27 protein-coding genes are annotated in these 25267 nt (G+C 71.4%); 19 read left to right on the top strand and 8 right to left on the bottom strand.

What is annotated here, in order from left to right:
• Positions 1 to 45: 45 nt before the first annotated feature.
• Positions 46 to 960, bottom strand: a complete 915-nt coding sequence (gene rmuC / locus IE317_RS30830) for a DNA recombination protein RmuC (protein ID WP_191314865.1) — start codon at positions 958 to 960, stop codon at positions 46 to 48.
• 218 nt (positions 961 to 1178) lie between these two features.
• Here rmuC and IE317_RS30825 point away from each other — a divergent pair, with 218 nt between their 5' ends.
• Genes IE317_RS30825 through IE317_RS30815 form a run of 3 tightly spaced genes read left to right on the top strand, consistent with a single transcriptional unit; the run spans position 1179 to position 5491 of the window.
• Positions 1179 to 2330 carry an exonuclease SbcCD subunit D gene (locus tag IE317_RS30825; RefSeq protein ID WP_191314864.1) on the top strand — a complete coding sequence of 384 codons (1152 nt, stop codon included), beginning with the start codon at positions 1179 to 1181 and terminating at the stop codon, positions 2328 to 2330.
• Complete coding sequence (locus IE317_RS30820; protein WP_191314863.1) at positions 2327 to 5278, top strand: AAA family ATPase; 2952 nt, start codon at positions 2327 to 2329, stop codon at positions 5276 to 5278. Before IE317_RS30825 ends, IE317_RS30820 begins: the two co-directional genes overlap by 4 nt.
• Positions 5279 to 5299: 21 nt before the next feature.
• The gene (locus tag IE317_RS30815) at positions 5300 to 5491 is read left to right on the top strand and encodes a DUF1737 domain-containing protein (RefSeq protein ID WP_191314862.1); all 192 of its coding nucleotides are present in this window, start codon (positions 5300 to 5302) and stop codon (positions 5489 to 5491) included.
• Here IE317_RS30815 and IE317_RS30810 read toward each other — a convergent pair.
• Positions 5488 to 6873: a DNA-3-methyladenine glycosylase 2 family protein gene (locus tag IE317_RS30810; protein WP_373309155.1), complete on the bottom strand. Its 1386-nt coding sequence runs from the start codon at positions 6871 to 6873 to the stop codon at positions 5488 to 5490. The genes IE317_RS30815 and IE317_RS30810 overlap by 4 nt on opposite strands.
• Positions 6874 to 6963: 90 nt before the next feature.
• Here IE317_RS30810 and ychF point away from each other — a divergent pair, with 90 nt between their 5' ends.
• The 8 genes from ychF to IE317_RS45200 all read left to right on the top strand — a co-directional run bounded on the left by ychF (position 6964) and on the right by IE317_RS45200 (position 10880).
• Positions 6964 to 8046: a redox-regulated ATPase YchF gene (ychF, locus tag IE317_RS30805; RefSeq protein ID WP_191314861.1), complete on the top strand. Its 1083-nt coding sequence runs from the start codon at positions 6964 to 6966 to the stop codon at positions 8044 to 8046.
• A gap of 222 nt (positions 8047 to 8268) precedes the next feature.
• Positions 8269 to 8430, top strand: coding sequence for a hypothetical protein (locus tag IE317_RS30800; protein ID WP_191314860.1), 162 nt, complete (start codon positions 8269 to 8271; stop codon positions 8428 to 8430).
• 19 nt (positions 8431 to 8449) lie between these two features.
• Positions 8450 to 8665, top strand: coding sequence for a hypothetical protein (locus IE317_RS30795; protein ID WP_191314859.1), 216 nt, complete (start codon positions 8450 to 8452; stop codon positions 8663 to 8665).
• A gap of 37 nt (positions 8666 to 8702) precedes the next feature.
• A complete protein-coding gene (locus IE317_RS30790) occupies positions 8703 to 9050 on the top strand; it encodes a hypothetical protein (RefSeq protein WP_229903011.1) in 348 nt (115 codons plus the stop codon).
• The gene (locus tag IE317_RS30785; protein WP_191314858.1) at positions 9047 to 9841 is read left to right on the top strand and encodes a putative T7SS-secreted protein; all 795 of its coding nucleotides are present in this window, start codon (positions 9047 to 9049) and stop codon (positions 9839 to 9841) included. The genes IE317_RS30790 and IE317_RS30785 overlap by 4 nt, the downstream gene beginning before the upstream one ends.
• Before the next feature lie 155 nt (positions 9842 to 9996).
• Positions 9997 to 10254, top strand: coding sequence for a polymorphic toxin type 24 domain-containing protein (locus tag IE317_RS45515; protein WP_373309157.1), 258 nt, complete (start codon positions 9997 to 9999; stop codon positions 10252 to 10254).
• Positions 10254 to 10748, top strand: a complete 495-nt coding sequence (locus IE317_RS30775) for a hypothetical protein (protein WP_191314856.1) — start codon at positions 10254 to 10256, stop codon at positions 10746 to 10748. Before IE317_RS45515 ends, IE317_RS30775 begins: the two co-directional genes overlap by 1 nt.
• Positions 10749 to 10751: 3 nt before the next feature.
• Entirely contained in the window at positions 10752 to 10880 is a 129-nt protein-coding gene (locus tag IE317_RS45200; protein WP_268246919.1) for a hypothetical protein, read from the top strand.
• Between the two features lie 403 nt (positions 10881 to 11283).
• Here the strand turns inward: IE317_RS45200 and IE317_RS30770 are convergent, their stop codons facing one another.
• Positions 11284 to 11568 carry a 4a-hydroxytetrahydrobiopterin dehydratase gene (locus tag IE317_RS30770; RefSeq protein ID WP_191314855.1) on the bottom strand — a complete coding sequence of 95 codons (285 nt, stop codon included), beginning with the start codon at positions 11566 to 11568 and terminating at the stop codon, positions 11284 to 11286.
• A gap of 160 nt (positions 11569 to 11728) precedes the next feature.
• Here IE317_RS30770 and IE317_RS30765 point away from each other — a divergent pair, with 160 nt between their 5' ends.
• From IE317_RS30765 to IE317_RS30755, 3 genes are all read left to right on the top strand, one after another.
• Entirely contained in the window at positions 11729 to 12769 is a 1041-nt protein-coding gene (locus IE317_RS30765) for a thiamine ABC transporter substrate-binding protein (RefSeq protein ID WP_191314854.1), read from the top strand.
• A 77-nt stretch (positions 12770 to 12846) separates the two neighbouring features.
• The gene (locus IE317_RS30760; protein ID WP_191314910.1) at positions 12847 to 14403 is read left to right on the top strand and encodes an ABC transporter permease; all 1557 of its coding nucleotides are present in this window, start codon (positions 12847 to 12849) and stop codon (positions 14401 to 14403) included.
• Positions 14403 to 15410 (top strand): ABC transporter ATP-binding protein, encoded by a 1008-nt coding sequence (locus tag IE317_RS30755; protein WP_191314853.1) that lies wholly within the window; start codon positions 14403 to 14405, stop codon positions 15408 to 15410. Before IE317_RS30760 ends, IE317_RS30755 begins: the two co-directional genes overlap by 1 nt.
• 17 nt (positions 15411 to 15427) lie before the next feature.
• Here the strand turns inward: IE317_RS30755 and IE317_RS30750 are convergent, their stop codons facing one another.
• Genes IE317_RS30750 through IE317_RS30740 form a run of 3 tightly spaced genes read right to left on the bottom strand, consistent with a single transcriptional unit; the run spans position 15428 to position 18374 of the window.
• Positions 15428 to 16306 (bottom strand): ABC transporter permease, encoded by an 879-nt coding sequence (locus tag IE317_RS30750; RefSeq protein ID WP_191314852.1) that lies wholly within the window; start codon positions 16304 to 16306, stop codon positions 15428 to 15430.
• Positions 16303 to 17280 (bottom strand): ABC transporter ATP-binding protein, encoded by a 978-nt coding sequence (locus IE317_RS30745; protein WP_191314851.1) that lies wholly within the window; start codon positions 17278 to 17280, stop codon positions 16303 to 16305. Before IE317_RS30745 ends, IE317_RS30750 begins: the two co-directional genes overlap by 4 nt.
• Entirely contained in the window at positions 17277 to 18374 is a 1098-nt protein-coding gene (locus IE317_RS30740) for a LolA family protein (protein ID WP_191314850.1), read from the bottom strand. The genes IE317_RS30745 and IE317_RS30740 overlap by 4 nt, the downstream gene beginning before the upstream one ends.
• A gap of 148 nt (positions 18375 to 18522) precedes the next feature.
• On the opposite strand from IE317_RS30740, the gene IE317_RS30735 reads away from it, so the two are divergent.
• The 3 genes from IE317_RS30735 to IE317_RS30725 all read left to right on the top strand — a co-directional run bounded on the left by IE317_RS30735 (position 18523) and on the right by IE317_RS30725 (position 21151).
• Complete coding sequence (locus IE317_RS30735) at positions 18523 to 19239, top strand: response regulator transcription factor (protein WP_191314849.1); 717 nt, start codon at positions 18523 to 18525, stop codon at positions 19237 to 19239.
• The gene (locus tag IE317_RS30730) at positions 19236 to 20555 is read left to right on the top strand and encodes a sensor histidine kinase (protein WP_191314848.1); all 1320 of its coding nucleotides are present in this window, start codon (positions 19236 to 19238) and stop codon (positions 20553 to 20555) included. Before IE317_RS30735 ends, IE317_RS30730 begins: the two co-directional genes overlap by 4 nt.
• Positions 20556 to 20761: 206 nt before the next feature.
• A complete protein-coding gene (locus tag IE317_RS30725; RefSeq protein ID WP_191314847.1) occupies positions 20762 to 21151 on the top strand; it encodes an NUDIX domain-containing protein in 390 nt (129 codons plus the stop codon).
• On the opposite strand, the gene trpS is transcribed toward IE317_RS30725, so the two are convergent.
• Positions 21144 to 22109, bottom strand: a complete 966-nt coding sequence (gene trpS / locus IE317_RS30720) for a tryptophan--tRNA ligase (RefSeq protein WP_191314846.1) — start codon at positions 22107 to 22109, stop codon at positions 21144 to 21146. The two genes, IE317_RS30725 and trpS, sit on opposite strands and share 8 nt — an antisense overlap.
• 216 nt (positions 22110 to 22325) lie before the next feature.
• Here trpS and IE317_RS30715 point away from each other — a divergent pair, with 216 nt between their 5' ends.
• Positions 22326 to 22625: a YciI family protein gene (locus IE317_RS30715; RefSeq protein ID WP_191314845.1), complete on the top strand. Its 300-nt coding sequence runs from the start codon at positions 22326 to 22328 to the stop codon at positions 22623 to 22625.
• Positions 22626 to 22629: 4 nt separating this feature from the next.
• Here the strand turns inward: IE317_RS30715 and IE317_RS30710 are convergent, their stop codons facing one another.
• Positions 22630 to 22779, bottom strand: coding sequence for a hypothetical protein (locus IE317_RS30710; RefSeq protein ID WP_167455137.1), 150 nt, complete (start codon positions 22777 to 22779; stop codon positions 22630 to 22632).
• Between the two features lie 194 nt (positions 22780 to 22973).
• Here IE317_RS30710 and typA point away from each other — a divergent pair, with 194 nt between their 5' ends.
• Positions 22974 to 24899: a translational GTPase TypA gene (gene typA, locus IE317_RS30705; RefSeq protein ID WP_191314844.1), complete on the top strand. Its 1926-nt coding sequence runs from the start codon at positions 22974 to 22976 to the stop codon at positions 24897 to 24899.
• Positions 24900 to 25267 lie beyond the last annotated feature (368 nt).

The raw sequence follows: 25267 nt of genomic DNA, 5'->3' as shown, positions 1-25267 counted from the left end.
CAGGTACGCAAGCCGACCCGCTGGGTACGCAGCTTGGCGAACCGCTCAGCTGGCCGCCAGCTCGTCCCCCTTCCGCACCGTCGGCAACGCGGCCGGACTTCCCGACGCCTCCGTCAGCGGGGCCACCGTCGCCCGGAACGTCTCCAGCGCCTCCAGCTCCCGCCGTCGCGCCGACAGGAACCGCTGCAGGTGGGTGCTCGACAGGTTCAGCGCCTCGACCGCGCCACCCGCCGCCCGGTGGGCCGCCGCCGCTCCGGTGCGGACCTGCTCGACGTCCGCCTCCAGCGTCCGGTCGCTCGCCGCGAACAACGCCGCCGAGGCCAGCACCCCGAAGCCCGTCGGGCCGCACAGGAACACCCTCCGGTCGATCAGCCAGCGCAGCAGCTCCGGGTCGGTGTCCATGGCCGCGACCACCGCCGCGTCGGACGGGACGAACATGATCGTGCCGTAGATCGCGTCCGCCCAGCGTTGGTAGCCCTTGCCCGCCAGCTCCGCCGCGCGGGACCGGATCTGCCGCACGTGCGCGCGCAACGCGTCCAGCCGCTCGTCCGGGTCGTCGGTCTCCACCGCCTCGGACCACGTCGCCATGCTCGCCTTCGCGTCCACCGGGACCGTGCGGTCGCCGCCGACCCGCAGCACCATGTCCGGCTTCGCCGAGCCGCCGCCGCCCAGGTCCGTCTGCAGGGTGAAGTGCAGGTCCTCGCGCAGCCCCAGCGCACGGGCCGTCTCGACCAGCACCTGCTCGCCCAGCTCGCCCCGGCCGCTGATCGACGCGAACGCGACCTCGTAGCGCCGCAGCGCCAGCTGCTGCTGGTCCGCCTTGGCCCGCTCGGCCGCCACCAGCCGGGCCGCCGCGTCCGCCCGGCGCATGCCGTCCTGGTACAGCCGCCACAGCACCGCGACGGCGAACAGCAGCAGAACCGCCAGCACGATCGCCGCGGTCGTCAGCACCGTCGCCACTTCGTCGCCTCCCTCCGAGGTCCGGGCTCGCAGACATCATGGCGGACCGCACCGACAAAAATCGCACCCGATCCGTCGCTCTGGGTAGCTGACCTGCGAACACATCGATTCCGCGCAGGGCGTGTCCGATCCTGCACGCTCGTGTTAGTACACACGTTCGAGTGAGACGGCGGCGTGCCTGCGCGATTTCGTCGGAGGCGGGTCGTACCTTGGCCACCGTGAGATTGCTGCACACCTCCGACTGGCACGTCGGCCGCACGTTCCACGGCGCCGACCTGCTCGCGGAACAGGAAGCGGTGCTCGGGCACCTCGCCGACCTCGTGGCCGGCGAGGCGATCGACGCCGTCCTGGTGGCAGGCGACATCTACGACCGCGCGGTCCCCTCGGCGGAGGCCGTGCGGGTGGCGACGAAAGCCGTCGCCCGGATCCGCGCGGCCGGCGCGCAACTCGTGGTCACACCGGGAAACCACGACTCGGCGCCCCGCCTCGGCGCCTTCGCGGAGTTCGCCGCGGCCGGCGGCCTCCACCTGCGCACCACCGTCGCCGGGCTGGCCGAACCCGTGCTCCTCCAAGACACCCACGGCCCGGTCGCCGTCTACGGCATCCCTTACCTGGAACCGGAACCGGCGCGCCACGCACTCGGCGTGCCGGAGGCGCGCGGCCACACCGGCGTGCTCACCGAGGCCATGCGCCGCATCCGCGCGGACCTCGAAACCCGGCCCGGCGTCCGGTCGGCCGTGCTCGCGCACGCCTTCGTCACCGGCGGCGAACCCACCGACAGCGAACGGACCATCGCGGTCGGCGGCGTCGAGCAGGTGCCCGGCTCGGTCTTCGACGGCGTCGACTACGTCGCTCTCGGCCACCTCCACGGCCCGCAGACGCTCGCCGAGCACCTGCGCTACTCCGGCAGCCCGCTGGCGTACTCGTTTTCCGAGGCGCGCCAACGCAAATCCGTCTGGCTGGTCGACCTGGACGAACACGGCCTGCACGAGGTCCGGCGGCACGAACTGCCGGTCCCGCGGAAGCTCGCCACCCTGACCGGCGAGCTCGAAGACCTCATGACAGCCCCGGAGCACGACGCCTACCTCGACCACTTCCTGTCGGTCACGGTCACCGACCGGGTGCGCCCGGTCGACGCGATGCGGCGGCTGCGCAAGCGGTTCCCGTACGCGGTGCACCTGGAGTGGGAGCCCGCGGGCGGGCACGCCGGCGCCCCGCTGCGCTACTCCGAAGCCGTCCGCGGCCGGTCCGACATCGAGGTCTCGCGCAGCTTCCTCGACGACTGCCGGGGCGCCCCGCCGACCGAGCGTGAAGAGCGGCTCCTGTTCCAGGCCCTGGAAGCGGCCGACCGGGGGGCCCTCGCGAAATGAGGCTGCACAGGCTGGAGGTGGAAGCCTTCGGGCCGTACTGCGCACGCGAAGTGGTCGACTTCGACGTGCTCGGCGCCGACGGTCTCTTCCTCCTGCACGGCGAAACCGGCGCGGGCAAGACGACGTTGCTCGACGCGATCGCGTTCGCGCTCTTCGGTGTGGTCCCCGGCGCCCGCAACGAGGCCAAGCGGCTGCGCTGCGACCTCGCCGAGCCCGACCAGGTCACCGAGGTCGCGCTGGAGCTCACCGTGCAGGGGCACCGCCTGAAGATCGTGCGCAACCCGGAGTACCAGCGGCCCAAGCGGCGCGGCGAGGGCACCACCACCCAGCAGGCGCGGGTGTCGCTGAGCTGGATCGGCACCGCGCCCGCCGGGCTGGCGCCGGAGGGCCTGATCCGGATCGAGGAGGTGGCGCGCACCGTCGAGCGGCTGCTCGGGATGACCGCGGCCCAGTTCTTCCAGGTCGTGCTGCTGCCGCAAGGCGAATTCGCCCGCTTCCTGCGTTCGGACACCGCCGAGCGCGAGAAGCTCCTGGAGCGGCTGTTCGGCACCGAGCGCTTCGCCGACGTCGAACGCTGGTTCGCCGACCTGCGTGCCGAGCGCGGCCGCGAACTGGAAGCGCGGCAGCGGGACGTCCGGGAGCTGCTGGCCCGCTACGCGCAGGAGGCCCAGCAGGACCCGCCCGAGACGGACGTGGCCGAGTGGGTCGGCGCCGTGCTCGCCGAGTCGGAAACCCGCGTCGGGCTGGTGACGGCCGAGGAGGAACGGGCCCGGTCGGCCGCGCAGCGGGCGGACGTCCACCTGCAGGAGGAGCGTGCGGGCGCGGAAAAGATCCGCCGCGTCCGCACGGCACACCTGCGGCTGCTCGAGATCACCGAACAGGCGCCGCAGCGGGCCGAATGGGCGCAGGAGGTCGCGGCCGCGCGGCGGGCGGCGGGGGTCGCCGTGGAGGCCGACCTGCTCGACCGGCGGGCCGCCGAACTCGCCGAGGCCGAGCAGGCGGAGAAGGAGCGCGGTGCCCGGCTGCGGGAGTTCGGCACCCGGGCGACCGGCGACCTGAAGGCGCGGGCGGCCACCGCGCGCGAAGAGGCGGGCGCGGTCGCGGAGCTGGTCGCCGAGGCCGAGCAGCAGGAGCTCGACATCATGCGACGGGACGACCGGAAGCTGGCCGCCGTCACGGCCCGGCAGCAGGTCGAGGAGCTGACCGCCGAGCTCGCCGCGATCCCCGGCCAGCTGGCCAAGCTGCGGGCAGACGCCCTCGAAGCCGCCGAAGCCGAGGCGAAGCTCGAGGGCGCGAAGGCGAAGGTGGAGGAGCTGCGCGGCTTCGCTCGCGACGCGGCGGAGCTGCCCGAGGCGCAGGCGAAGGTCCTCCGGGGGGAGGCGAAGCTGCGCGAAGTCGTCGACGCGCACCAAGCGGCCCGGCAGCGCCGCCTCGACCTGCGGGAGCGGCGGCTGGACGGGATGGCAGCCGAACTGGCCGCCGCGCTGGCCGACGGCGAGGCCTGCCCGGTGTGCGGGTCGGCGGAGCACCCGGCGAAGGCGACCCGGGACGTCGAGCTGGTCGATCCGGCCGAGGAACGCGCGGCCGAGGAGGCCGAGCAGGCGGCGGACGTCCTGCGGCAGCGGGTCGTCGTCGCGCTGGAAGAGGCGAAGGCGCGGCTGGCCGGGCTGGGGGAGCGGCTGGCCGGGCGCACCGCCGAGTCGATCACCGCCGAGCTGGGCGAAGCCCGGGCCACCGTCGCTGCGCTTGCCGGGCAGGCCGCCGCCAAGGCGAAGCTGGGGCAACAGGTCGTCCTGCTGGAGCGCGACCTGGAAGCGCGGAGCGAACGGCTGCGCCGGGCCGAACAGGCGGCCACCGAAGCCACGACCGACGTCCGCGCCCTGGAGGAACGGCTGGCCGAGCGCGAACGCCGGCTGGTCGCCGGGCGGGGCGAGTTCGCCGACGTCGGCGCGCGGCGGCAGCACCTGCTCGGCTTGGCGGAGGCCCTGGAGGCGGTCGCGGAGGCGCGCACGGCGGTGGCCGGCGCCCGCGAACGCGTGGCCCAGCAGAAGACGCTGGTCGAGGCGGCGGTGCAGGCGAAGGGGTTCACGTCGCTGAAGAAGGCGCGCGCCGCGATGCTGCCGGACGAGCAGATCGAGAAGCTGGAGCAGGGCATCGCCGAAGCCGAGGCGGCCGCCGCGGGCGCGCGGGCGCTGCTGGCCGAGCCGGACCTGTTCGGGATCTCGCCGGACGACGTCGCCGACGTCGGGCGCGCGGCCGACGCGGCCCAGCTGGCCCGGGCGCGCGCCGATTCCGCGTACGCGGCGCTGCGGGCGGCCACCGCGCAGCACGAGGAGCTGACCCGGCTGGCCGGTCTGCTGCGCACGGCGCTGGCCGGGCTCGCGCCGGCCGAAGCGGAGTACGCCGAGCTGCGGGCGCTCGCGGAGGTCGTCAACGGGCGCGGGCAGAACAGCCGCAAGATGTCGCTGCGGTCGTACGTGCTGGCGGCGCGGCTCGAAGAAGTCGCCGTCGCCGCCACGCACCGGCTGCGCACGATGAGCCAGGGCCGGTATTCGTTCGTGCACTCGGACGCGGCCGGGGCGCGCGGCACCCGCGGCGGGCTCGGCATCGACGTGCTGGACGACTACTCGGGCACCATCCGCCCGGCGAAGACCCTGTCCGGCGGTGAATCGTTCCTCGCGTCGCTGGCCCTCGCGCTGGGGCTGGCCGACGTCGTCGCGGGCGAGGCCGGTGGCGCGCTCTTGGACACGCTGTTCGTCGACGAAGGGTTCGGCACGCTGGACGCCGAAACCCTCGACGTCGTGATGAACATCCTCGACGAGCTGCGGGCTGGCGGCCGGGTGGTCGGGCTCGTGTCGCACGTCGAGGAGCTGCGGCAGCGCATCCCCACCCGGCTGCGCGTCCGCAAGTCCCGCACCGGCTCGACATTGGAGGTGCGCGCGGGCTGATCGTCCGGCCAAGATGAAGCCATGACCGACCAGCCGCCGAACGGCCTGCCCCGCTACCGCATGCTCACCGGCCCGGACGACGCGAAGTTCTGCCACCGGGTCAGCGAGGCGCTGGAAATGGGCTACCGCCTGTACGGCTCGCCGGCGGTGACCTACGACGGTGAACAGGTCATCGCCGCCCAGGCCGTGCTGTGGCGGGGCGAACAGGGCTAAACGGCCGCGCGTCGGAGGTACATCCCGGCGTAGGAGCACCACGGCGTCCACGCGCGGGCCCGCTCGCCCAGTGCATCCGGGGAGAGGCCCAGCGCCTCGGCGCCACGGCGGACTTCCGCGTCGTCGGCGAGCAGCACGTCCGGTGCGCCGAGGACCCGCATCACGACGTAGTCCGCGGTCGACGGGTCGACATACGTCAGCAGCTCCGCCCGCAGCTCCGCGGCGTCCCGGCCGACGTGCACGTCCAGCCGTCCTTCGGCCAGCGCGAGGGCGACGGAGTGTCCGGTGGCCGCGACCTGGGCCGCGGTCGGGAACAGCCGCGTCACGCCCCACTCTCCCGGCACCTTCTCGCCGGGCGGCAGCTCGCTCAGGAGGGCGCGGAGCAGCAGTTCCTCGCCGTCCACCGCACCCGGTACCCGAATCCCCGGCGCGGCCGCGACCACCGGGGCCAACGCCGGGTCGGCGGCGAGCACGCGGGTGACCGCGGCGGGGTCGGCGTCGAGGTCGAGCAGCCGGCGCACCCGGCTGACGGCGCTGCCGAGGTCGCGCAGGTCGGTGAGCATCAGCTCGCAGCGCACGTGGTCCGGCGAAGGCGTCAGCCGCACGACGCCGGTGCCGTGGGCCAGCCGCAGGGTGCGCGCGTAGGCCTCCGAGGTGACGTCCTCGACGCCCGGGATCGCGTGGTCCGCGAAGAAGCGAAGCAATCCCGCAGCGTCGAAGGGCGGCCGGAACGGCAACCGCAGGCTGAGCCGGGTCCCGGTGACGTCGCTCTGCCGGCCGCGTCGGGAAGCCGCGGAGACGCGAAGCTGCGAAGGCGTCGTCGCGAACACCTCGCGGATCGTCTCGTTGAACTGCCGCACGCTGGAGAACCCCGCCGCGAAGGCGACGTCGGTCAGCGGCAGCTCCGACATCTCGATGAGCAGCCGCGCCGAGTGCGCGCGGTGCGCGCGGGCCAGCGCGAGCGGGCCCGCGCCCAGCTCGGCGGTGAGCACCCGGCCGAGCTGGCGTTCGGAGTACCCGAGCCGCCGGGCGAGCCCGGGGACGCCTTCACGCTCGACGGTCCCGTCGGAGATCAGGCGCATCGCCCGCGCGGCCAGGTCGGCGCGCACGTTCCAGTCCGGCGAGCCGGGCACGGCGTCCGGCAGGCAGCGGCGGCAGGCGCGGAAGCCGTTGGCCTGCGCGGCCGCCGACGTCGGGAAGAAGCGGACGTTCTGCACCTTCGGCGTCGACGCGGGGCAGGACGGGCGGCAGTAGATCCCGGTGGTGCGGACCGCCATGATGAACTGGCCGTCGAAGCGCGAGTCGCGGGCGGTGACCACGCGGTAGCAGCGCTCGGCGTCGCGCCAGAGTGAGAGCGTCTCGGTGACCATGGATTCGAGCATGCCAGCAGGTCAGCGCGGTCGCTGGCGGAAATCCGCCACGGCGTTGGGTGCGTGGGGCCCGGCCGGGGCAGCCACGTAGACTGCGGGGTCGTGAGCCTCACCCTCGGTATCGTCGGCCTGCCCAACGTCGGCAAGTCCACCCTGTTCAACGCGCTGACCCGCAACGACGTGCTCGCCGCGAACTACCCGTTCGCGACGATCGAGCCGAACGTCGGTGTCGTGCCGCTGCCGGACCCCCGGCTGGACAAGCTGGCCGAGCTCTACAAGTCGGAGAAGACGGTCCCGGCTGTGGTGTCCTTTGTGGACATCGCGGGCATCGTCAAGGGCGCGTCCGAGGGTGCCGGGCTGGGCAACAAGTTCCTGGCGAACATCCGTGAGGCCAACGCGATCTGCCAGGTCATCCGCGTGTTCGACGACCCGGACGTGGTGCACGTCGACGGCCGGATCGACCCCTCGAGCGACATCGAGACGATCAACACCGAGCTGATCCTCGCCGACCTGCAGACGCTCGACAAGGCGCTGCCGCGGCTGGAGAAGGAAGCGCGGACGAAGAAGGAGAACAAGCCGGCGCTGGACAACGCCCAGAAGGCGAAGGAAATCCTCGACGCCGGCCGCACGCTCTTCCAGGCGCAGAAGGAAGTCGACTTCGAGGCCCTGCGCGAGCTGAGCCTGCTGACGACGAAGCCGTTCCTGTACGTCTTCAACGCCGACGAGTCGGTGCTCACCGACGAAGCCCGCCGTGCGGAGCTGACCAAGCTGGTCGCGCCGGCGGACGCGGTGTTCCTCGACGCGAAGGTCGAGGCGGAGCTGCTCGAGCTGGACGACGAGGAGTCGGTGCGCGAGCTGCTCGAGTCGGTCGGCCAGCCGGAGCCGGGCCTCTACTCGCTGGCCCGCGCGGGCTTCCACACGCTCGGCCTCCAGACGTACCTGACGGCGGGCCCGAAGGAGTCCCGCGCGTGGACGATCCCCCAGGGCGCAACGGCCCCCCAGGCGGCGGGCGTCATCCACACGGACTTCGAGCGCGGCTTCATCAAGGCGGAGATCGTCTCCTACGACGACCTGATGGAGGCAGGCTCGATGGCGGCCGCGAGGGCGGCGGGCAAGGTCCGCATGGAGGGCAAGGACTACGTCATGGCCGACGGCGACGTGGTCGAGTTCCGCTTCAACGTCTGAGTGACCGGCGAACCATGATCGAGCGAGGCCGGTGACCGACTGTGAGCGGCTCGCGCTGATCCGCCGCCGACGATGTGTTCTGTCAGAGGGTTTTGAAGCCTTTCTGTACTGAATCTGACCTGTCGGATCGCTGAAGCACATCGCGACGTCCGGCACTCGGCGACAACGTTGTCAGCGCGCTCACGCTGCCCGCTGGCCTGCCAGGTCACTACAGTCCTTCATGTGGAGCCGTTCGACTCTGACGACGTGCCGCTGGCCTCCATTGCCAAGCAGGTGTGGGCCGGTCGCAGCCACCCTGCTGAGTTCTTCGAGGCCTTCAACCGTGAACGCATCTATGCGCAGCGGCCTGAGCGCCCCGGAATTCTGGTCACCGGGCACCTCTGATCGCGGTCACTGGACACCGGTGTTCTCCAGTCTCGACCGACTTGCCGCGCATGCTGGTGAATGTGACTATCTGTCTACCACGGGTGCGGACTTCATGCAGATGGTGCCGACCGGGGTGGGAGTGATGGTCGATCCGGACGATGACCACCACATCCCGGTATTGATTCGTGTTGCCTCTGTCGCCGAATTGGAGGTGGTCTGGGATCGGTTCGCCCGCGAGCGGGGCGAGCGTTGATCGGCCGTCGTCGATCCCGGTGCAGAGGGGAGTTGCCATGTCGCTGGATGGGCCGGGCTTCCACGTAGAAATCGAACTCTTGGAGGCCGCCTCCAAGAACATGGCTCAGATCGTTCGGGACCAGGACGGTTTTGAACTTCGTGGTCTTTGCGGTGAAGCCGAAATTTACGGTCATCAGGGTGTTCATTCCGGACTCGCTGAGTTCTGTGGAAGGTGGAGTGTCGGGCTGGACGCGCTCGCCGACCGCGCTGAGCGAATGGGCGACACACTGGGCGAGGCCGCCAAGGTCTACCGAGGCGTGGACGAGGCCAACGCCGAGTCGTTGAAGGAGGATCCGGCGGTGGACGCTGTCGATCCGCCGGCCTTCCCCGGGGGAGCGGTATGACCGCTGAGCAGGGCCAGACCGCGGATCCCCGTGCGCTCGTGCCAGGCAATCCGGAGGCGATCTTCGAGAACGTCCGGGTACTGAACGGCCGAGCTGGATCCGCCATTGCGGCGGGCGAGGCGCTCAGGCGGATCGACACCGGTGGATGGTGGGGTAAGGCCTCGGACCGTTTCCACGACATGAACCAGACCGAGGTGCCCCGGTGGCTGAACGGTGGTGACACCCTGCAGAAGGCTGCCGAATCTTTGAACGGTTATGCGGAGTGCATGGTGTGGGCGCAGGGGCAGGCCCGGGAGGCGATTGCCCTGTGGCAGCAGGGCGAAGAGGAGACGAAGCAGGCAAAGGATAAATACAACCGGGCCATCGAACAGGCGAATGCGGAGAACCAAGCCCGAGCCAGCCGGGGTGAAAACAACTTTGTCACTGTTGCGCCGTTTTCCGACCCTGGGGAGGTCAAGCGGCAGGCGGCCCGGGACCAGCTGAACCGGGCTCGAGAACAGCTGGCTCAGGTCGGCGACGGCACGTCTCAGCTGCTGCACGACTCGGCTCAGACGGCTCCGCAGGATTCACAGAAGCAGGCGGACGCCAACTTCTATGGCGGGATCTGGGACAGCGTCAAAGGGTTCGGCGAGAGTCTGTGGACGCTGGTCAGCGACCCCAGCGCGACCGTCTCGGCGATGGCGTACAACGTCACTCACCCGGTGCAGACGCTGAAGGACTTGGTGGCCTGGGACGATTGGGCATCCGGACATGGTGACCGCGCCCTGGAAAAGTCACTGGTGACGTACTGATCGGCGCTGCCACCTTCGGTGCCGGCAAGCTTCTGAAGTCGGCCCTCAGAGGCGCGAAAGGCGCACGGTACCTCCGTGATGGACCGTTGCCGGAGGCCGGTCGTCTGATCGACAACGGCCAGGAGTGGACCGGGGCCGGTCGAGGCGGCGGAAAAATGCCCACGGAGGGCGGTCCGCCGAACGGTGTTTACTACCGCAAGGACCCGCAAACCGGAAACGTCACCAACTATTCCGTTTACGATGAGAACGGAAAGATTATCAAGCGAGTCGACCTCGAGGGGCGTTCGCACGGTGGTGTTGATACGCCTCACGTTGTAGACTACAAGCTGAATCGGAATCCGCGGACCGGACAAGAGTTTCCTGGTGAGGTCTCCAAGTTGCCGCGGCCCGCGAATCCCGATGAAATACCCTGATGAAGGAGCGACCGACTGTGAGCCGGCCACGTGAGTTTCCCCGCTTTCTCGACGAGTGGCGTGAAGCCAACGGTGAGAGCTTCACGCCGTTGAACTATCTCAACCAGCCGGAAGCTGTTCCGTTCGTCATCGCCGCACAATGGTTGTTCGTCCCCGACTTCGCGGAATACCGGGGTGGCATCTTTCGCACCGAACTGCCGCAGGGGCTGACCGAGGACACCACGGCCATCCTCGACCAGTGGTTCGGCAAATTCGGCGGCGACGTCGCGAAGGTGGAGCGGATCGCCAATCAGCTCACCTTGTGGGACCTCTTCGCCGCTGCCGATGTCGAGCCCCACGATGAGGAGCTTCGGCAATTGGCCAGGTCCATCGGTCGGTCTTGGGATGCTCTCCTGAAGGCCGAGTTTCCGGACCGCGGTTTCCTCGTCGACGTGTACGACGAAGATGGTTCTTATGGTCCGCAGGTGACCTTCTCCACTGTTTCGCGTGCTTGACCGATGGACCCCCGCCCCACGATCGACCTCATCGTGTTCGTCGACGGCGGCCGGTTGTCGTGCCTGGAGTACTGGACCGTCGAAGACCGGCCCGCGGCCGAGTTCCCGCCGCCGGGGCAAATCGCCCGGTAGCCTGCCGGACCCGCGGATCCGGCAGGCCGGAGCGAACTCAGCCGAGCAGGCCCAGCAGTGCGATCGCGATCAGCACCACCGCGGGGGCGAGGGCGTTGATCCAAGCGCGCTGGGCGGCGGTGAGAGTGCTGTTCATGGCGATCCCCGAAAGTCGAACCGATGCTTCCGCAGGATCAGCGCGCCGATCATGGCCCCCGTTAACAGCTGTGAGCGAACTCTCAGCCGTCCAGGTGACGGCGGTTGCGGGCGGTGAACCAGAGCACCCCGCCGGCCGCCGCCACCATCGTTGCGAACGCCGCCGTGCCGACCACGATTGCCTGAGTCATCTCTCGTCTCCCTCCCAAAGGTTCCGGTAACCGAGAGACGTCGGAAGCAGGCAAAAGTGCACCCAGAGTAACCAGGATCACACCGAACCCAGGACCTCGTCGATCCGGGCGGCCAGGTCGAAGTCCTTCGCCGTCAAGCCGCCCGCCGAATGCGTGGAGAGCCGGAAGGTCAGCGTGCGCCAGCGGATGTCGATGTCCGGGTGGTGGTCGGCGGCCTCCGCCAGCTCCGCCACCCGGTCGACGACCTCGATCGCCTGGGGGAAGCTCGCCAGCTCCACCTCGCGGGAGATCACCGACCCGGACCGGGTCCAGCCGGTGCGCAGGCGGAGATCGGCCTCGGAGTCGCTCAAGATTTCCGTCATGTCTCCATGGTCGTCCGTCCTGGACTACGCTGCACGGTTGCCACGGGAGTCCGGTGAGCCGGGCTGAGAGGCGGGTCACCCGCGACCGTTCGCACCTGACCGGATCATGCCGGCGACGGGAGGGCTTCCCCTCCGCGTCCGGCGAAGTGCAGGAGGGTAGATGAAGAGCAGGGCTGCGACGGCCATCGCCGTCGTCGGCGTGGTCGCCGCGGGGTGCTCGCTGTCGAGCGGTGACGGTGGCACGCAGCAGACGCCCACCGTCACCCTCGTGACGCACGATTCGTTCCTCGCGCCGCAGGAGGTGCTCGACGCCTTCCAGAAGCAGTCGGGCATCAAGGTCTCCGTGCTCAAGCAGGGCGACGCCGGATCGCTGACCAACAAGCTCGTGCTGACGAAGGCCAACCCGATCGGCGACGTCGCCTTCGGCGTCGACTCCACCTTCGCCTCGCGCGCGCTCAGCGAGGGCGTCTTCGAGCCGTACACCAGCCCGGAAGCCGACCGCGGGCCGCAGCGCTACGCCGTCGACCCCGAGCACCGGCTGTCCGCGGTCGACGTCGGCGACGTCTGCGTCAACGTCGACACGAACTACTTCGCCACCAAGGGCATCCCCGCGCCGGAGACCTACGACGACCTGGCCGACCCGAAGTACAAGGACCTGCTGGTCGCCGAGGACCCGGCGACGGCGTCGCCCGGGCTGGCGTTCCTCCTCGGCACCATCGCCAAGTACGGCGACACCGGCTGGAAGGACTACTGGACGAAGCTGAAGGCCAACGGCGTCCAGGTGGTCAGCGGCTGGGAAGAGGCCTACACCAAGCAGTTCTCGGGCTCCTCCGGCAAGGGGCCGCGGCCGATCGTCGTCTCGTACGCGTCGTCGCCGGCCGCCGAAGTCGGCGACGACGGGAAGCCGCGCACCAAGGCGCTGCTCGACACCTGCTACCGGCAGGTCGAGTACGCCGGTGTGCTGGCCGGCGGCAAGCAGGTGGAGAACGCGCGCAAGGTGGTCGACTTCCTGCTGTCGCAGCAGTTCCAGGCGACGGTCGCGGCCAACATGTACGTCTACCCGGCACGCCAGGGCGTCGACCTGCCGCCGGGCTGGGCGCAGGTCGCGCCGCTGCCGCAGAAGCCGCAGACGCTGCCCGCGGACCAGGTGCAGGCCGGACGCGAGAAGTGGATCGGCGAATGGCGCACGCTCGTGCAGTGACGGCGCCCCCGCGGAGCCCCCGAAAAGCGACAGCCCCACCCCGGACCGCCCGCGGCCTCGGCCTGGCCCTGCTCGGGCTGGCCCCGATCGGCTTCCTGGTGGTGTTCTTCGCCTGGCCGGTGCTGGCGATCATCGGCCGAGGGTTCGCCGCGGGCGGCCTCGACGTCGTCCTCGGCGACCCGCGGACCTGGCAGCTCGCCGGGTTCACCGTCGCCAGCGCGGCCGCCTCGACGGTGGTCGCGATGGTCGCCGGGCTGCCGGTCGCCTTCCTGCTGGCGCGGGTGCGACTGCCTGGTGTCGGCCTCGCGCGGACGCTGGTGCTCGTGCCGTTCGTGCTGCCGACCGTCGTCGTCGGGCTCGCGTTCCGGGCGTTGTGGCCGGACGGCGGCGTGCTGCCGATCGTGCTGGCCAACGCCTTCTTCAACGTCGCCGTCGTCGCGCGGACCGTCGCCGGGCTGTGGGCCCGGCTGGACGCGCGGACGACCGACGCGGCCCGGGCGCTCGGCGCGTCGCCGTGGCGGGCCTTCCGCTCGGTGACGCTGCCCGCGCTCGCGCCGGCGATCGCGTCCGCGGCGGCCGTGGTGTTCCTGTTCTGCGCCACCAGCTTCGGCGTCGTCCTGATCCTCGGCGGTGCCCGCTACCGGACCCTGGAAACCGAGATCTACCTGCGGACCGTCGACCTCCTGGACCTCTCGGGCGCGGCGGCGCTTTCCCTGATCCAGTTCACGGCCGTGGTCGCCGCGCTGGTCGTCGGCGGCCTGGCCCGGCGGCGCCGGGACGGTGCCCGGATCGGCTCGGTCCGGCCCCGGCGGCCGAGGGGCGGCGAATGGTGGGTCGTCGGCGCCGCGGGTGTGGTGCTCGCGCTGCTGGTGACGCCGATCGTCGCGCTCCTCGCCGAATCCGTGTCCATAGAGGACGGCTGGAGCTTCGCCGGGTACCGAGCTTTGACGAGCACCGGCGAAAAGGGCGCGCTCCAGGTGTCCGGCTGGGACGCCGCGGTCAACTCGCTGAAGGTGGCCATCGACGCGACGCTGCTCGCGCTGGTCGTCGGCGTGCTCGCGTCCGTCGTGCTGGTGGCGCTGCGGCGCTCGCCCGCCAGAGCCGCGCGCGGGCTCGGCGAGACGATGGACGCGGTGCTGATGCTGCCCCTCGGGGTGTCCGCGGTGACGGTCGGGTTCGGCTACCTGGTGACGCTCGACGCGCTGCCCGGCGACCTCCGGACGTCGCCCTATCTGGTGCCGCTGGCCCAGGCGCTGGTGATCATCCCGCTGATCGTGCGGATGGTGCTGCCGGTGCTGCGCTCGGTCGACGTCCGGCTCCGGCAGGCCGCGTCGACGCTCGGGGCGAGCCCGCTGCGGGTGTGGCGGGAGATCGACCTGCCGCTGACGCTGCGGCCGCTGGTCGCGGCGGCGGGGTTCGGCTTCGTCGTGGCCCTCGGCGAGTTCGGCGCGACGAGCTTCCTCGCCCGGCCGACGGCGCCGACGCTGCCGGTTGCGGTCGGGACGCTGATGGCGCGCCCGGGCGAGCTGAACAACCAGATGGCGTACGCGGCGTGCGCGCTGCTGATGCTCGTGACGGTGCTGGCGGTCGCGCTGATCGACCGGCTCGGGCGCGGCGGGGTGGGAGAGTTCTGATGGCGTTGTCGGTACGGGACTTGACCGTCCACTACGGAACGTTCGCGGCGGTCCGGGACGCCCGGCTGGACATCGCCGACGGCGAGGTGCTGGCCCTGCTCGGCCCGTCGGGTTCGGGCAAGTCGACGCTGCTGCGCGCGATCACCGGCCTCGAGCCGTCCGCGCGCGGCTCGGTGAGCTGGGACGGCGAGGACCTCGGCGCGGTCCCGGTCCACCGGCGTAGCTTCGGCCTGGTGTTCCAGGACGGCCAGCTGTTCACCCACCGCGACGTCGCCGCGAACATCGCGTTCGGCCTGCGCATGCACGGCGTCCCTCGCACGCAGTGGGCGCCGCGGGTCGCCGAGCTGCTGGAGCTGGTCGGGCTGTCCGGCTTCGAGAAGCGCCGGGTGACGGAGTTGTCGGGCGGGCAGGCGCAGCGGGTCGCGCTGGCCAGGGCCCTGGCGCCGAAGCCGCGATTGCTCCTGCTGGACGAGCCACTGTCCGGTTTGGACGCCGGCCTGCGGGAGCAGCTGGCGATCGACCTGGCGGACCTGTTGCGGCGCAGCAAGATCACGGCCCTGCTGGTGACGCACGACCAGGAAGAGGCGTTCACCCTGGCCGACCGGGTCGCGGTGCTGGACGCGGGCGAGGTCCGCCAGGAGGGCGCGGTCCGGAGGGTCTGGCGGAACCCCGCGGACGACACCGTCGCCCGGTTTCTCGGCGTGACGACGTTCGTGGACGGCACCGCCGCGGACGGGCGCGTGCGCACATCCCTCGGCGAAGTGACCCTCCCGGACGTCGGCGACGGCCCGGTGCGGCTGGGCCTGCGGCCGCACGCGCTGCGCGTCGCGACCGAAGGAGTGCCGGGCGAAGTCGTCGCGGCGGTGCACCGTCGGGAACACGTGCGGCTGGTGGTGAAACTCGCGGAATCCACTGTGGACGCGGTCGCCCCGGCGGCGTCGGACCTGCGCGCCGGGGACGCGGTGAAGCTGCAGTTCGACCCGGACGGCATCGCGCTGATCGGCTAGCCGTCCGGGGAAGAACCTCAGCCGTCCCGAGTGGACAACCTCGCGTAGGCCAGCGACAGCCCGATCACGATGTAGCAAGCCGCGCGCAACGCGCCCTCGCCCAGCATCTGCGTGCCCATCGGGTCCTGCAGCACCTCGGCCGGCGCCATCGACCAGTTCTGCGTCAACAGGAACGGGTGCAGCCAGTCCAGCGACGTCAGGAACCCGAGGATGGTGAACACGATGTCGCCCGCCAGCACCGACGCCACCACCAGCATCGGGTGTTCCGTCCAGCTGGAGATGGCCAGCGCCACCGCGCCGACCGCCCACAGCTGCAGCACCACCCAGCCCGCCACCAGCAGGATCCGCACCAGCGCGCCGCCGAGGGACAACGTCGTGCCCGACAGCGTGAACAGCGAATCCGTGCCGTTGATGATCAGGCCGGTCACCACGCCCGTCACGCACATCGCCAGCACCGAAACCACCGACACCGTCGCGACGCCGAACGCCTTGACCGCCAGCAGGCGCCCCCGGCCGACCGGCGCGATCAGCCAGCCGCGCAACGTTCCGTGGGACGTCTCGCCCGCGATCGCGTCCGCGCCCGCCATCGCCGAGGCCAGCGGCAGCAGCAGCGCCAGCGACATCACGATCGCCGCGATCGGCAGCACGAACGCGTTGTTCACCGCCGACGCCAGCAGCGCTCCGCCGCCGTCGTCCGGGCCGCCACCCTGCGGACCCGTGTCGTCCACCAGCGTCAGCCCGATGCCGATCACCACCGGGATCAGCGCCAGGAGCCCCAGCACGGCCAGCGTGCGCGGGCGCCGGAAGATCCAGCGCAGCTCCGCCGCGAGCAACCGCGGCAACGGCACCGTGTCGTGGCCCGTGCGGACCGCCGGTGCTTCCAAGACGGCAGTCATTCCGCCCCCTCCGTGAGCCGCGCGAACAGGTCTTCCAGGCCGGTGCGGGCCCGCGTCGCCTCGTGGACCGCGACCCCCGCGCCCACCAGGACCTGCAGCACCCGCGGCGCCTCGGCCGCGGTGAGGTCGGCCCGGATGCCGTCCGGCGTCAGCCGGGCGCCGATCCGGTTCTCCCGCAGCACTTCCACCGCCTGTTCCGCGTCCGGCGTGCGGACCAGCAGGGCCGCGTTCCCGGACTCCAGCAGCTCCGCCAGCTCGCCCTGCGCGACGACGTTCCCGGACTGCAGCACGGCGACGTGCGTGCAGGTCGCTTCGACCTCGGCCAGCAGGTGCGACGACACGAGCACGGTGACGCCCTCGGCGTGCAGCTCGGCGACGATCCTGCGGATCTCCCTGGTACCCGCAGGATCGAGGCCGTTGGTCGGCTCGTCGAGCACGACCATCTTCCGTGGCACCAGCAACGCCGAAGCGAGCCCGAGCCGCTGCTTCATGCCGAGCGAATACCCCTTGTACCGCCGCCGCGCCGCCCCGGTCAGCCCGACGCGCTCCAGCGCCGAGTCCACTGCGGACGGAATCCCGGCCGACGACAGCCGCGGTTCCGCCGCGGCGAAGCGCAGCAGGTTGTCGCGCCCGGACAGGAACGGGTGGAAGCCCGGCCCCTCGACCAGCGCGCCGACGTCCGGCAGCGCGTGCGCGGCGGCGTCCGGCATCGGACGGCCGAGCAGCTCGACCTCGCCCTCGGTCGGCCGGACCAGGCCGAGCAGCATCCGGATCGTGGTCGTCTTGCCCGAGCCGTTCGGCCCCAGCATCCCCACGACCGCACCGGCCGGGATGTCGAGGTCGACGTGGTCCACCGCGACGGTGCTGCCGTACACCTTGCGCAGTCCCCGGGTCCGCGCGGCGAGCGGAACCGCCGGGGCGGAGACCTCCGCGGAGATCTCCGCCCCGGACTCGACCGAGGTCGTGCTGGTCACTTCTGACCCAGCGCTTCGTACAGGACCTGCTCCGGCACCGCGCCGGCGGCGAACCGGCCGTCGTCGGTCAGCACCGCGCTGCCCACCTTCGTGGTGAACAGGTAGCCGCTGCCCCAGGCGCCGTTGACCTTCTTGCCGAACCGCTCGAGCAGCGCCTTCGGGTCGGCGTTGGCGCCCCGGCCCTCCCGGCCGGACTGCTGCTTCGGCGCCGCGTTCAGCGCGTCCGCCGGGACCTTGCCGGTGACGACGGTGTCCCAGCCGTCGCCGACGACCTCGACGTCCTGCTTGGCCTGCTCGGCCAGGTCCTTGGCGTGCTGGTCGACCTGCGGCGTCTTCTCCTGCACCTTGGCGCCCTTCGGCGGGGTGAAGGTGAAGAGGTCGGCGGGCTGCTGCTTGAACTCGATCTCGGTGAACGCGACCTCGAGCGCCGGCGTCGCCGTGCCGTTGCTCAGCACCGACACCCGCAGCGGCATCCGCGTCTGCGAGTCGACCGCGACGCGGATCTCGCGCAGCAGCGTCCGCTCGGTCGGCTTCGGCGTCAGGACCAGCTCGTAGGCCGGGCGGCCGGCCACGCTCGCGGTGCCGTCGACCGAGACCGTGCTGCTCTCGCGGACCTTCGCGAGCAGTTCCGTCGACGCCGCCAGCGGGTCGGCGGTCTTGTCGCTGCCCGCGCCCTTCCGCTGGGCGACGTCGGCCGGGATGGTGACCTTGGTCGCGGTGTTGGTCTTGGAGCTGTAGTCCCACACGGTGGTGCCGTCGTGGACCACGGTCTCCTGGCTCGCGCCCTGCGTGACGGCCAGCCGGCTCTTGCCCGCGCCGTCGGTGAAGATGTGCGCCGAGTCCATGTTCAGCGCCTGGGCGCCCGGCACCGCGTTCCCCACCGCGGGCAGGCCCAGGTCGTTGCTCACCTTCAGCGTGCCGTCGAACGCGCCCGGCTTCGCCTTCACCACCGACTGGACCAGGTCCTCGGCGCTCACCTGCGGCAGCGCCGGCTTGTCGTCGGCGCTGGCCGGCATCGCGACGAACGCGAGCCCGCCGGCACCGAGCGCGGTGCCGAGGACCGCGGCGGTGATGCCCTTCGTCTTCGGTTTCATGCGTCTCTCCCTGTGGTGTTCCCGGGCTCGAGTGTGCCCGGCTCCCTGGCACCGACGCTTCCCTCTCGAGGCTGAGATACCCCTGAAGGTTCTCCCTCCCCGGCTGAGATCGCGCTGAGAACCGACGCACGACCTGCGCAAACCGGCCATGATGAGTCTCGTGAAACCTCGGGTGCTGGTGGTCGACGACGAACCGGGCGTGCGCAAGGCCCTGCAACGCGGGCTGCGCGCGGAGGGCATGGACGTGGTCACCGCCGCGGACGGGCCCACCGGCCTGCAGCTGGCGGGCACGGGCTCGTTCGACGTCGTCCTGCTCGACATCATGCTGCCGGGCCTGTCCGGCTACCGCGTGCTGGAGCGGCTGCGCAAGGACGGCGTCACCACGCCGGTGCTGCTCGTCTCGGCCAAGGACGGCGAGATCGACCAGGCTGACGGCCTCGACCTCGGCGCCGACGGGTACCTCGTCAAGCCGTTCTCGTTCGTGGTGCTGGTCGCGCAGGTCCGCGCGGTGCTGCGCCGGGCCGGGCCGGAAGCCGGCCGCGGCACGCTGCGGCTCGGCGCGCTGGCCGTCGACCGCGGGCTGCGGCAGGTGCACTGGCACGACGAAGAGGTGGCGCTGAGCCCACGGGAGTTCGCGCTGCTGGAGGTCCTCGTCGGCCGGGCGGGCACGGTCGTGACGAAGGACGAGCTGCTGCGCGCGGTCTGGGGCGAGGAGCAGGCGGTGACCCGCAACCTCGTCGAGGTCTACGTCGGGTACGTGCGCCGCAAGCTGGACGCGGTCGGGGCCGGCGCGTTGCTGCGGACCGTGCGCGGGCACGGCTACCTGGCCTCCGACGCGCAGCTCGACGAGGTCATCACGCCGTGATCTCCTGGTGGCGGGGCCGGTCCCTGCAGGCCCGGATCACCGTGCTGGCCGCGACGATCACCCTGGCCTGCCTGCTCGGGCTGGCCACACTGGCCGCGTCGAACCTCTCGCCGCTGCTCATCGGCTCGGTCGACCGCGAGCTCTCCTCCGCGCTCGGCCCGGCCGGTGCCGAGGTGAGCGCCGGGCGGCCGCTTTCCGGCGCGGCGCCGGTGACGCTGCGGGTGCTGGACATCGCGGGCACGCCGGTGGACGGCGGCACGCCGACGGGCCTGGCTCCCTCCGACGTCTCGACGCTGAAGGCGGGACAGCCGGTGCAGCGGGACGGCGCCCGGTACCTCGGCACGGTCGTCAGCGCGCCCGACGGGGCACAACGGCTGGTCGTCGCGGGGGCCGGTCTGGTCGGGTTCGCGGCCGCGGTGCACTACGGCGGCGTGTGGCTGGTGGTCGTCGCGGCGATCGGGGCGCTGGTGGCGGGGTTCGCGACCTGGCTGGTGGTGCGCCTGTCGCTGCGGCCGGTCGCACGCATGCGGGGATCGGTGCGGTCGCTGCCGCCGGGAGCGCGGCTGGCGCTGCCGGACTCGCACGACGAGCTACGGGCGCTGGCGGAGGAGTTCAACGCGCTGCTGGAGCGGCAGGAGCAGGCCAGCGACCGGCTCCGGCGCTTCACCGGCGACGCCGCGCACGAGCTGCGGTCGCCGGTCGCGTCGATCCGGGTGCAGGCCGAGGTGGCGGTGACCAACCCGGATCCGGAGCTGGCGCAGGAGACGCTGTCGGACATCTTGACCGAGGCGGAACGGCTGTCGTCGCTGCTGGACGGCCTGCTGTCGCTGGCCCGCTCGGACGCGGGGGAGGTGCCGCCGGCTTCCCCGGTCGAGCTGGTGAGCGAAGTGCGTTCGGCGGTGGCGCGGCTGCCGGCGGGGGCACCGGAGACGCGGGTGAGCACGGCGGTCGCGCAGGCGTGGGCGTCTTCGGCGCACGCGGAGGTGGAGCTGGTGCTGGACAACCTGCTGCGCAACGCGTGCCGCTACGCGCGCGGGCAGATCGTGGTGTCGGTGCTGGCGTCGCGGTCCTCGGTGCGGGTTGTGGTCGACGACGACGGCCCGGGGATCGCGCCGGAGCACCGCGAGAAGGTGTTCGACCGGTTCTACCGGATAGCCGACGACCGGGCCCGGTCGTCGGGTGGGACGGGGCTGGGGCTGGCGATGGTGGCGGAGACGGTGCGCCGCCGGGGAGGGCGGGTCCAGGTGAGCGAATCGCCGGACGGCGGTGCCCGGTTCGTGGTCGTCTGGCGCGCGGCCGCGGGCGGGGAGGCGTGACGGAACGGTCGGCTCGCGTACCCGGAGGGGTCGGTCTGCGTGCCTGGAGGGTCGGTTTGCGTGCCTGGAGGGTCGGATCGCGTGATTGAAGGGGCATCTCGCGTGATTGGAGAGGCATCTCGCGTGATTGGGAGGGCATCTCGCGTGATTGGCGGGGCGACACGGCGTGCGGCCGCGGGTGGGGCTTCCGGGTAAGTTCCGGGACTGTGAACGCTGTGATCGTGGGAGCCGCCCTGGTGCGGGACGGCAAGCTGCTGGCCCAGCAGCGGGCCTGGCCGCCGAAGCACGCGGGGCAGTGGGAACTGCCCGGTGGCCGGGTCGAAGACGGGGAGTCCGAGGCCTTCGCGCTGGCCCGCGAGTGCAGCGAGGAGCTCGACGTCGTCGTCGAGGTCGGCGGCCGGGTCGGGGAGGACATCGCGCTGCCCGGCGGGAAGGTGCTCCGCATCTACGCCGCGACGCTCGTTTCGCCGGGGGAAGAGCCGCGGGCCGTCGAGCACCGAGCCGTGCGCTGGCTCGGGCCCGACGACCTCGACGACGTCGACTGGCTGCCCGCGGACCGGATCCTGCTGCCGGCCTTCCGCGCGCTGCTCAGTTAGCCCCGATCATCCGCAGCGCCGCGTCGAGCCGGTGGGAGCCGCGCTCGCGGGCGCGCTCGGCACCCGCCTTCCGCACGCGGTCCAGCTCGGCGACGTCGTCGAGCAGCGCCGACGCCCGCGCGCGCAACGGCCGCAGCTCCTCGATCACCGCGTCGGCGACGGCGTCCTTCACCGCTCCGTACGAGGTGAACTCCGAGGCCAGGTCCGCGGGCGAGCCACCCCGGCAGGCGGCCAGGATTTCCAGCAGGTTCGCCATGCCCGGCCGGGTCTCCGGGGCGTGGACCGGCACCGAGCCGCCGTCGGTGACCGCGCGGCGGATCTTGCGGCGGATCTGGTCGGGCTCGTCGAGCACGAACACGACGCCCACCTCGTCCCGTGCCGACTTCGACATCTTGCGCGTCGGGTCGGCCAGGTCCTTCACCCGCGCGCCGGCCGGCGGCAGCACCGCGCGCGGGATGGTGAAAACGTCTCCGTACGTGCTGTTGAAGCGCTTGGCCAGCGTCCGCGTCAGCTCGACGTGCTGCCGCTGGTCCTCGCCGACCGGCACCTCGTCGGCGCCCTGCAGCAGGATGTCCGCGGCCATCAGCGCCGGGTACGTCAGCAGCGACAGCCGCACCCCGGCCTGGCCTTTCGATTTCTCCTTGAACTGGATCATCCGCGCCGCTTCGCCGTAGTTGCAGGTGCACTCCAGGACCCAGGTCAGCGCACCCAGCTCGCGGGCCAGGTCGGACTGGACGAACACGTGCTCGGGATCGATGCCGGCGGCGATCAGCACCGCCAGCTGCTCACGGGCCAGAGATCGGAGCTTCGCCGGGTTGTGCGGTGTCGTCATGCCGTGCAGGTCGGCGACGAAGTACAGGTCGTCCGCACCGCCCTCGAGGGCCCAGCGGCGGACCGCCCCGAGGTAGTTGCCGAGGTGGACGTGGCCGGAGGGGGTGATACCGGACAGCTTGCTCATCGTGTCTTCCCTTCGTGGTGGGACCACCCCGGAGAAGGCACGAAAAAGGCCGCCCGTCCGGGGCGGCCGCTGGTGATCAGCGCAGGACTGGAACGGCCGCCGAGGGCGGCCACCAGCTGGAGGTCTGCGCGTGCATGGCGCCGACTATAGCCGGATCCGTCACCACTTCGCATCGCTGCGACGCGGAAGCCCGCGAGCGGCGCTACCGTCATAACCATGTATGTCGTCCTGCTGAACTACACGGCCCCGATCGAGGAAGTCGACTACGCGCTGCCGGACCACGTGGAGTGGCTGCAGAAGCAGTACGAACACGGCCACTTCCTCGCGTCCGGGGCGCGGAAGCCGCGCACCGGCGGCGTGATCATCACGCGGCCGATGGCCCGGGGGAAGCTCGACGCCATCCTGGCGTCCGACCCGTTCTGCGTGAAGCACCTCGCGAAGTACGAGGTCGTCGAGTTCTCGCCGACGAAGACCGCACCCGAACTGCGGCAGATGAACGAGGCCGTCGAGCACTGAGCCACTAGGCGGCCAGGTCCAGCTTCGCCTTCTTCAGAGCCAATACCGGGCACTTCTTGCAGCGCGGCTTCGACCGGCAGCACTTCTTCTTGACCTTGCCGGCCTTCATCAGCTTGCGCACGACCTTCCGCGGGTCCTTCGGCTTCTTGCCCACGCGCACGCACCTTCCGGATCGGCGACGTTCACCGGGTTTCCACGTTAGGTCAGCCTAATCGCCAGGGGGGCGTGGGGCCGCTCACAACGGGGTGCCAGGTATCCTGGGTGAGGTCCGCGTGTGACCAGAGCCGGTCACGGGATGCCTGAACGGTGTGCGCGGCCATCCAACCCTTGAAGTTCAGGAGTTCTCGCGTGCCCGCAGCCAGCGCTACCGTCGAAACCGGCCGGCCGACCGGTAAGACCCGGCCCGACCTGCGCAACGTCGCGATCGTCGCCCACGTCGACCACGGCAAGACCACCCTGGTGGACGCGATGCTCCGCCAGTCCGGCGCCTTCGCCGAGCGCGCCGAGGTCGTCGACCGCGTGATGGACTCGGGGGAGCTGGAGCGCGAAAAGGGCATCACGATCCTCGCGAAGAACACCTCGATCCACCGCCAGACGCCCGAGGGCCAGGTGACGATCAACGTCATCGACACCCCCGGCCACGCCGACTTCGGCGGCGAGGTCGAGCGCGGCCTGGCCATGGTCGACGGCGTCGTCCTGCTGGTCGACGCGTCCGAGGGCCCGCTCCCGCAGACCCGGTTCGTGCTGCGCAAGACCCTCGAGGCCGGCCTGCCGGTGATCCTGCTGGTCAACAAGACCGACCGGCCGGACGCCCGGATCGCCGAGGTCGTCGAGGAGACCCACGACCTGCTGCTCGAGCTGGCCAGCGACATCGAGGACGCCGACCACGACGCCATCCTCGACCTCCCGGTCGTCTACGCCTCCGCGCGCGCCGGCAAGGCCAGCCTGGAGCAGCCCCCCGACGGCGAGATCCCCGAGAGCGAGAACCTCGACCCGCTGTTCGACACGCTGCTCCGGCACGTGCCGCCGCCCGCGGCCGACCTCGACGCGCCGCTGCAGGCGCTGGTCACCAACCTCGACGCGTCCAACTTCCTCGGCCGCATCGCGCTGATCCGCATCCACGCCGGCAAGCTGCGCAAGGGCCAGACCGTGGCCTGGATGCGCGCGGACGGCACGACGCAGAACGTCCGCATCTCCGAGCTGCTGGTCACCGAGGCGCTCACCCGCGTCCCGGCGACCGAGGCCAGCGCGGGCGAGCTCGTCGCCATCGCCGGCATCCCGGACATCACCATCGGCGACACGCTCGCCGACCCGGACAACCCGGTGGCGCTGCCGCGGATCACCGTCGACGAGCCCGCCATCTCGATGACCATCGGCGTCAACACCTCGCCGCTGGCCGGGCGCAACGGCGGCGACAAGGTCACCGCGCGGCTGGTCAAGGCCCGCCTCGACCAGGAGCTCATCGGTAACGTCTCGATCCGCGTCCTGCCGACCGAGCGCCCCGACACCTGGGAGGTCCAGGGCCGCGGCGAGCTGGCGCTGGCCATCCTCGTCGAGCAGATGCGCCGCGAGGGCTTCGAGCTGACCGTCGGCAAGCCGCAGGTGGTGCTGCGCACGATCGACGGCAAGCTCCACGAGCCGTTCGAGCGCCTCTACATCGACTCGCCGGAGGAACACCTCGGCGCGATCACCCAGCTCCTGGCCGCCCGCAAGGGCCGCATGGAGGACATGAGCGGCAACGGCACCGGCCGGATCAAGCTCGAGTACGTGCTCCCGTCGCGCGGCCTGATCAGCTTCCGCACCGACTTCCTCACCGAGACCCGCGGCACCGGCATCGCGAACCACGTGTTCGAGGGCTACTTCCCGTGGGCGGGGGAGATCCGCACCCGGCACAGCGGCTCCCTGGTCGCCGACCGCTCGGGCCCGGTCACCGCGTACGCGATGATCCAGCTGGCCGACCGCGGCACGTTCTTTGTGGAGCCGGGCGCCGACGTCTACGAGGGCATGGTCGTGGGCGAGAACCCGCGCTTCGAGGACCTCGACATCAACATCACCAAGGAGAAGAAGCTGACCAACATGCGTCAGTCCTCCGCCGACGTGATGGAGACGCTGGCCCGCCCGCGCAAGATGGGCCTGGAAGAGGCGCTGGAGTTCTGCTCGGTCGACGAGTGCGTCGAGGTCGCGCCCGAGGTCGTCCGGGTCCGCAAGGTCACCCTGGACGTCAATACCCGCGCGAAGGAGCGTTCGCGCGCCAAGAGCCGCGACAACGGCTGATCCTCCGCTTCGCGAAAACCTCCCGGCGCGGGTCGCCGGGAGGTTTTTTCGTGCCCGGTCCCCTTACGCTGAGTCGGCCGGTGGCGAACCCAGCGTCAGGAATTGCGCCGTTCTTCTCCTTATATCTTTATAGGGGCCGCGACGGCTTCATCGCCTGGCGCCCGCCACCGGTGTGAACCTTTCTCGTGTCCGGCCCGTGTTCGTTCCGCCGTTCCGGAACGGTCCGGGAACCCGGACGGTGTTCCGCGCGTCCTTCCCCGTAGGGCCCACCTTGGGGCGGCGCAGCCGCCCGATCCGGGTGTGGGAATCTCGGTTCCGGCGGCGAAGGCGGTCGTGGGAGCATGACTGACCGATCGGGGAGAAACTGG

The organism is Amycolatopsis bullii (assembly GCF_014654205.1).
GTDB classification, from domain to species: Bacteria; Actinomycetota; Actinomycetes; order Mycobacteriales; family Pseudonocardiaceae; genus Amycolatopsis; species Amycolatopsis plumensis.
The sequence above is the reverse complement of the archived record's forward strand: the minus strand, read 5'-3'. Positions and strand labels throughout refer to the sequence as shown.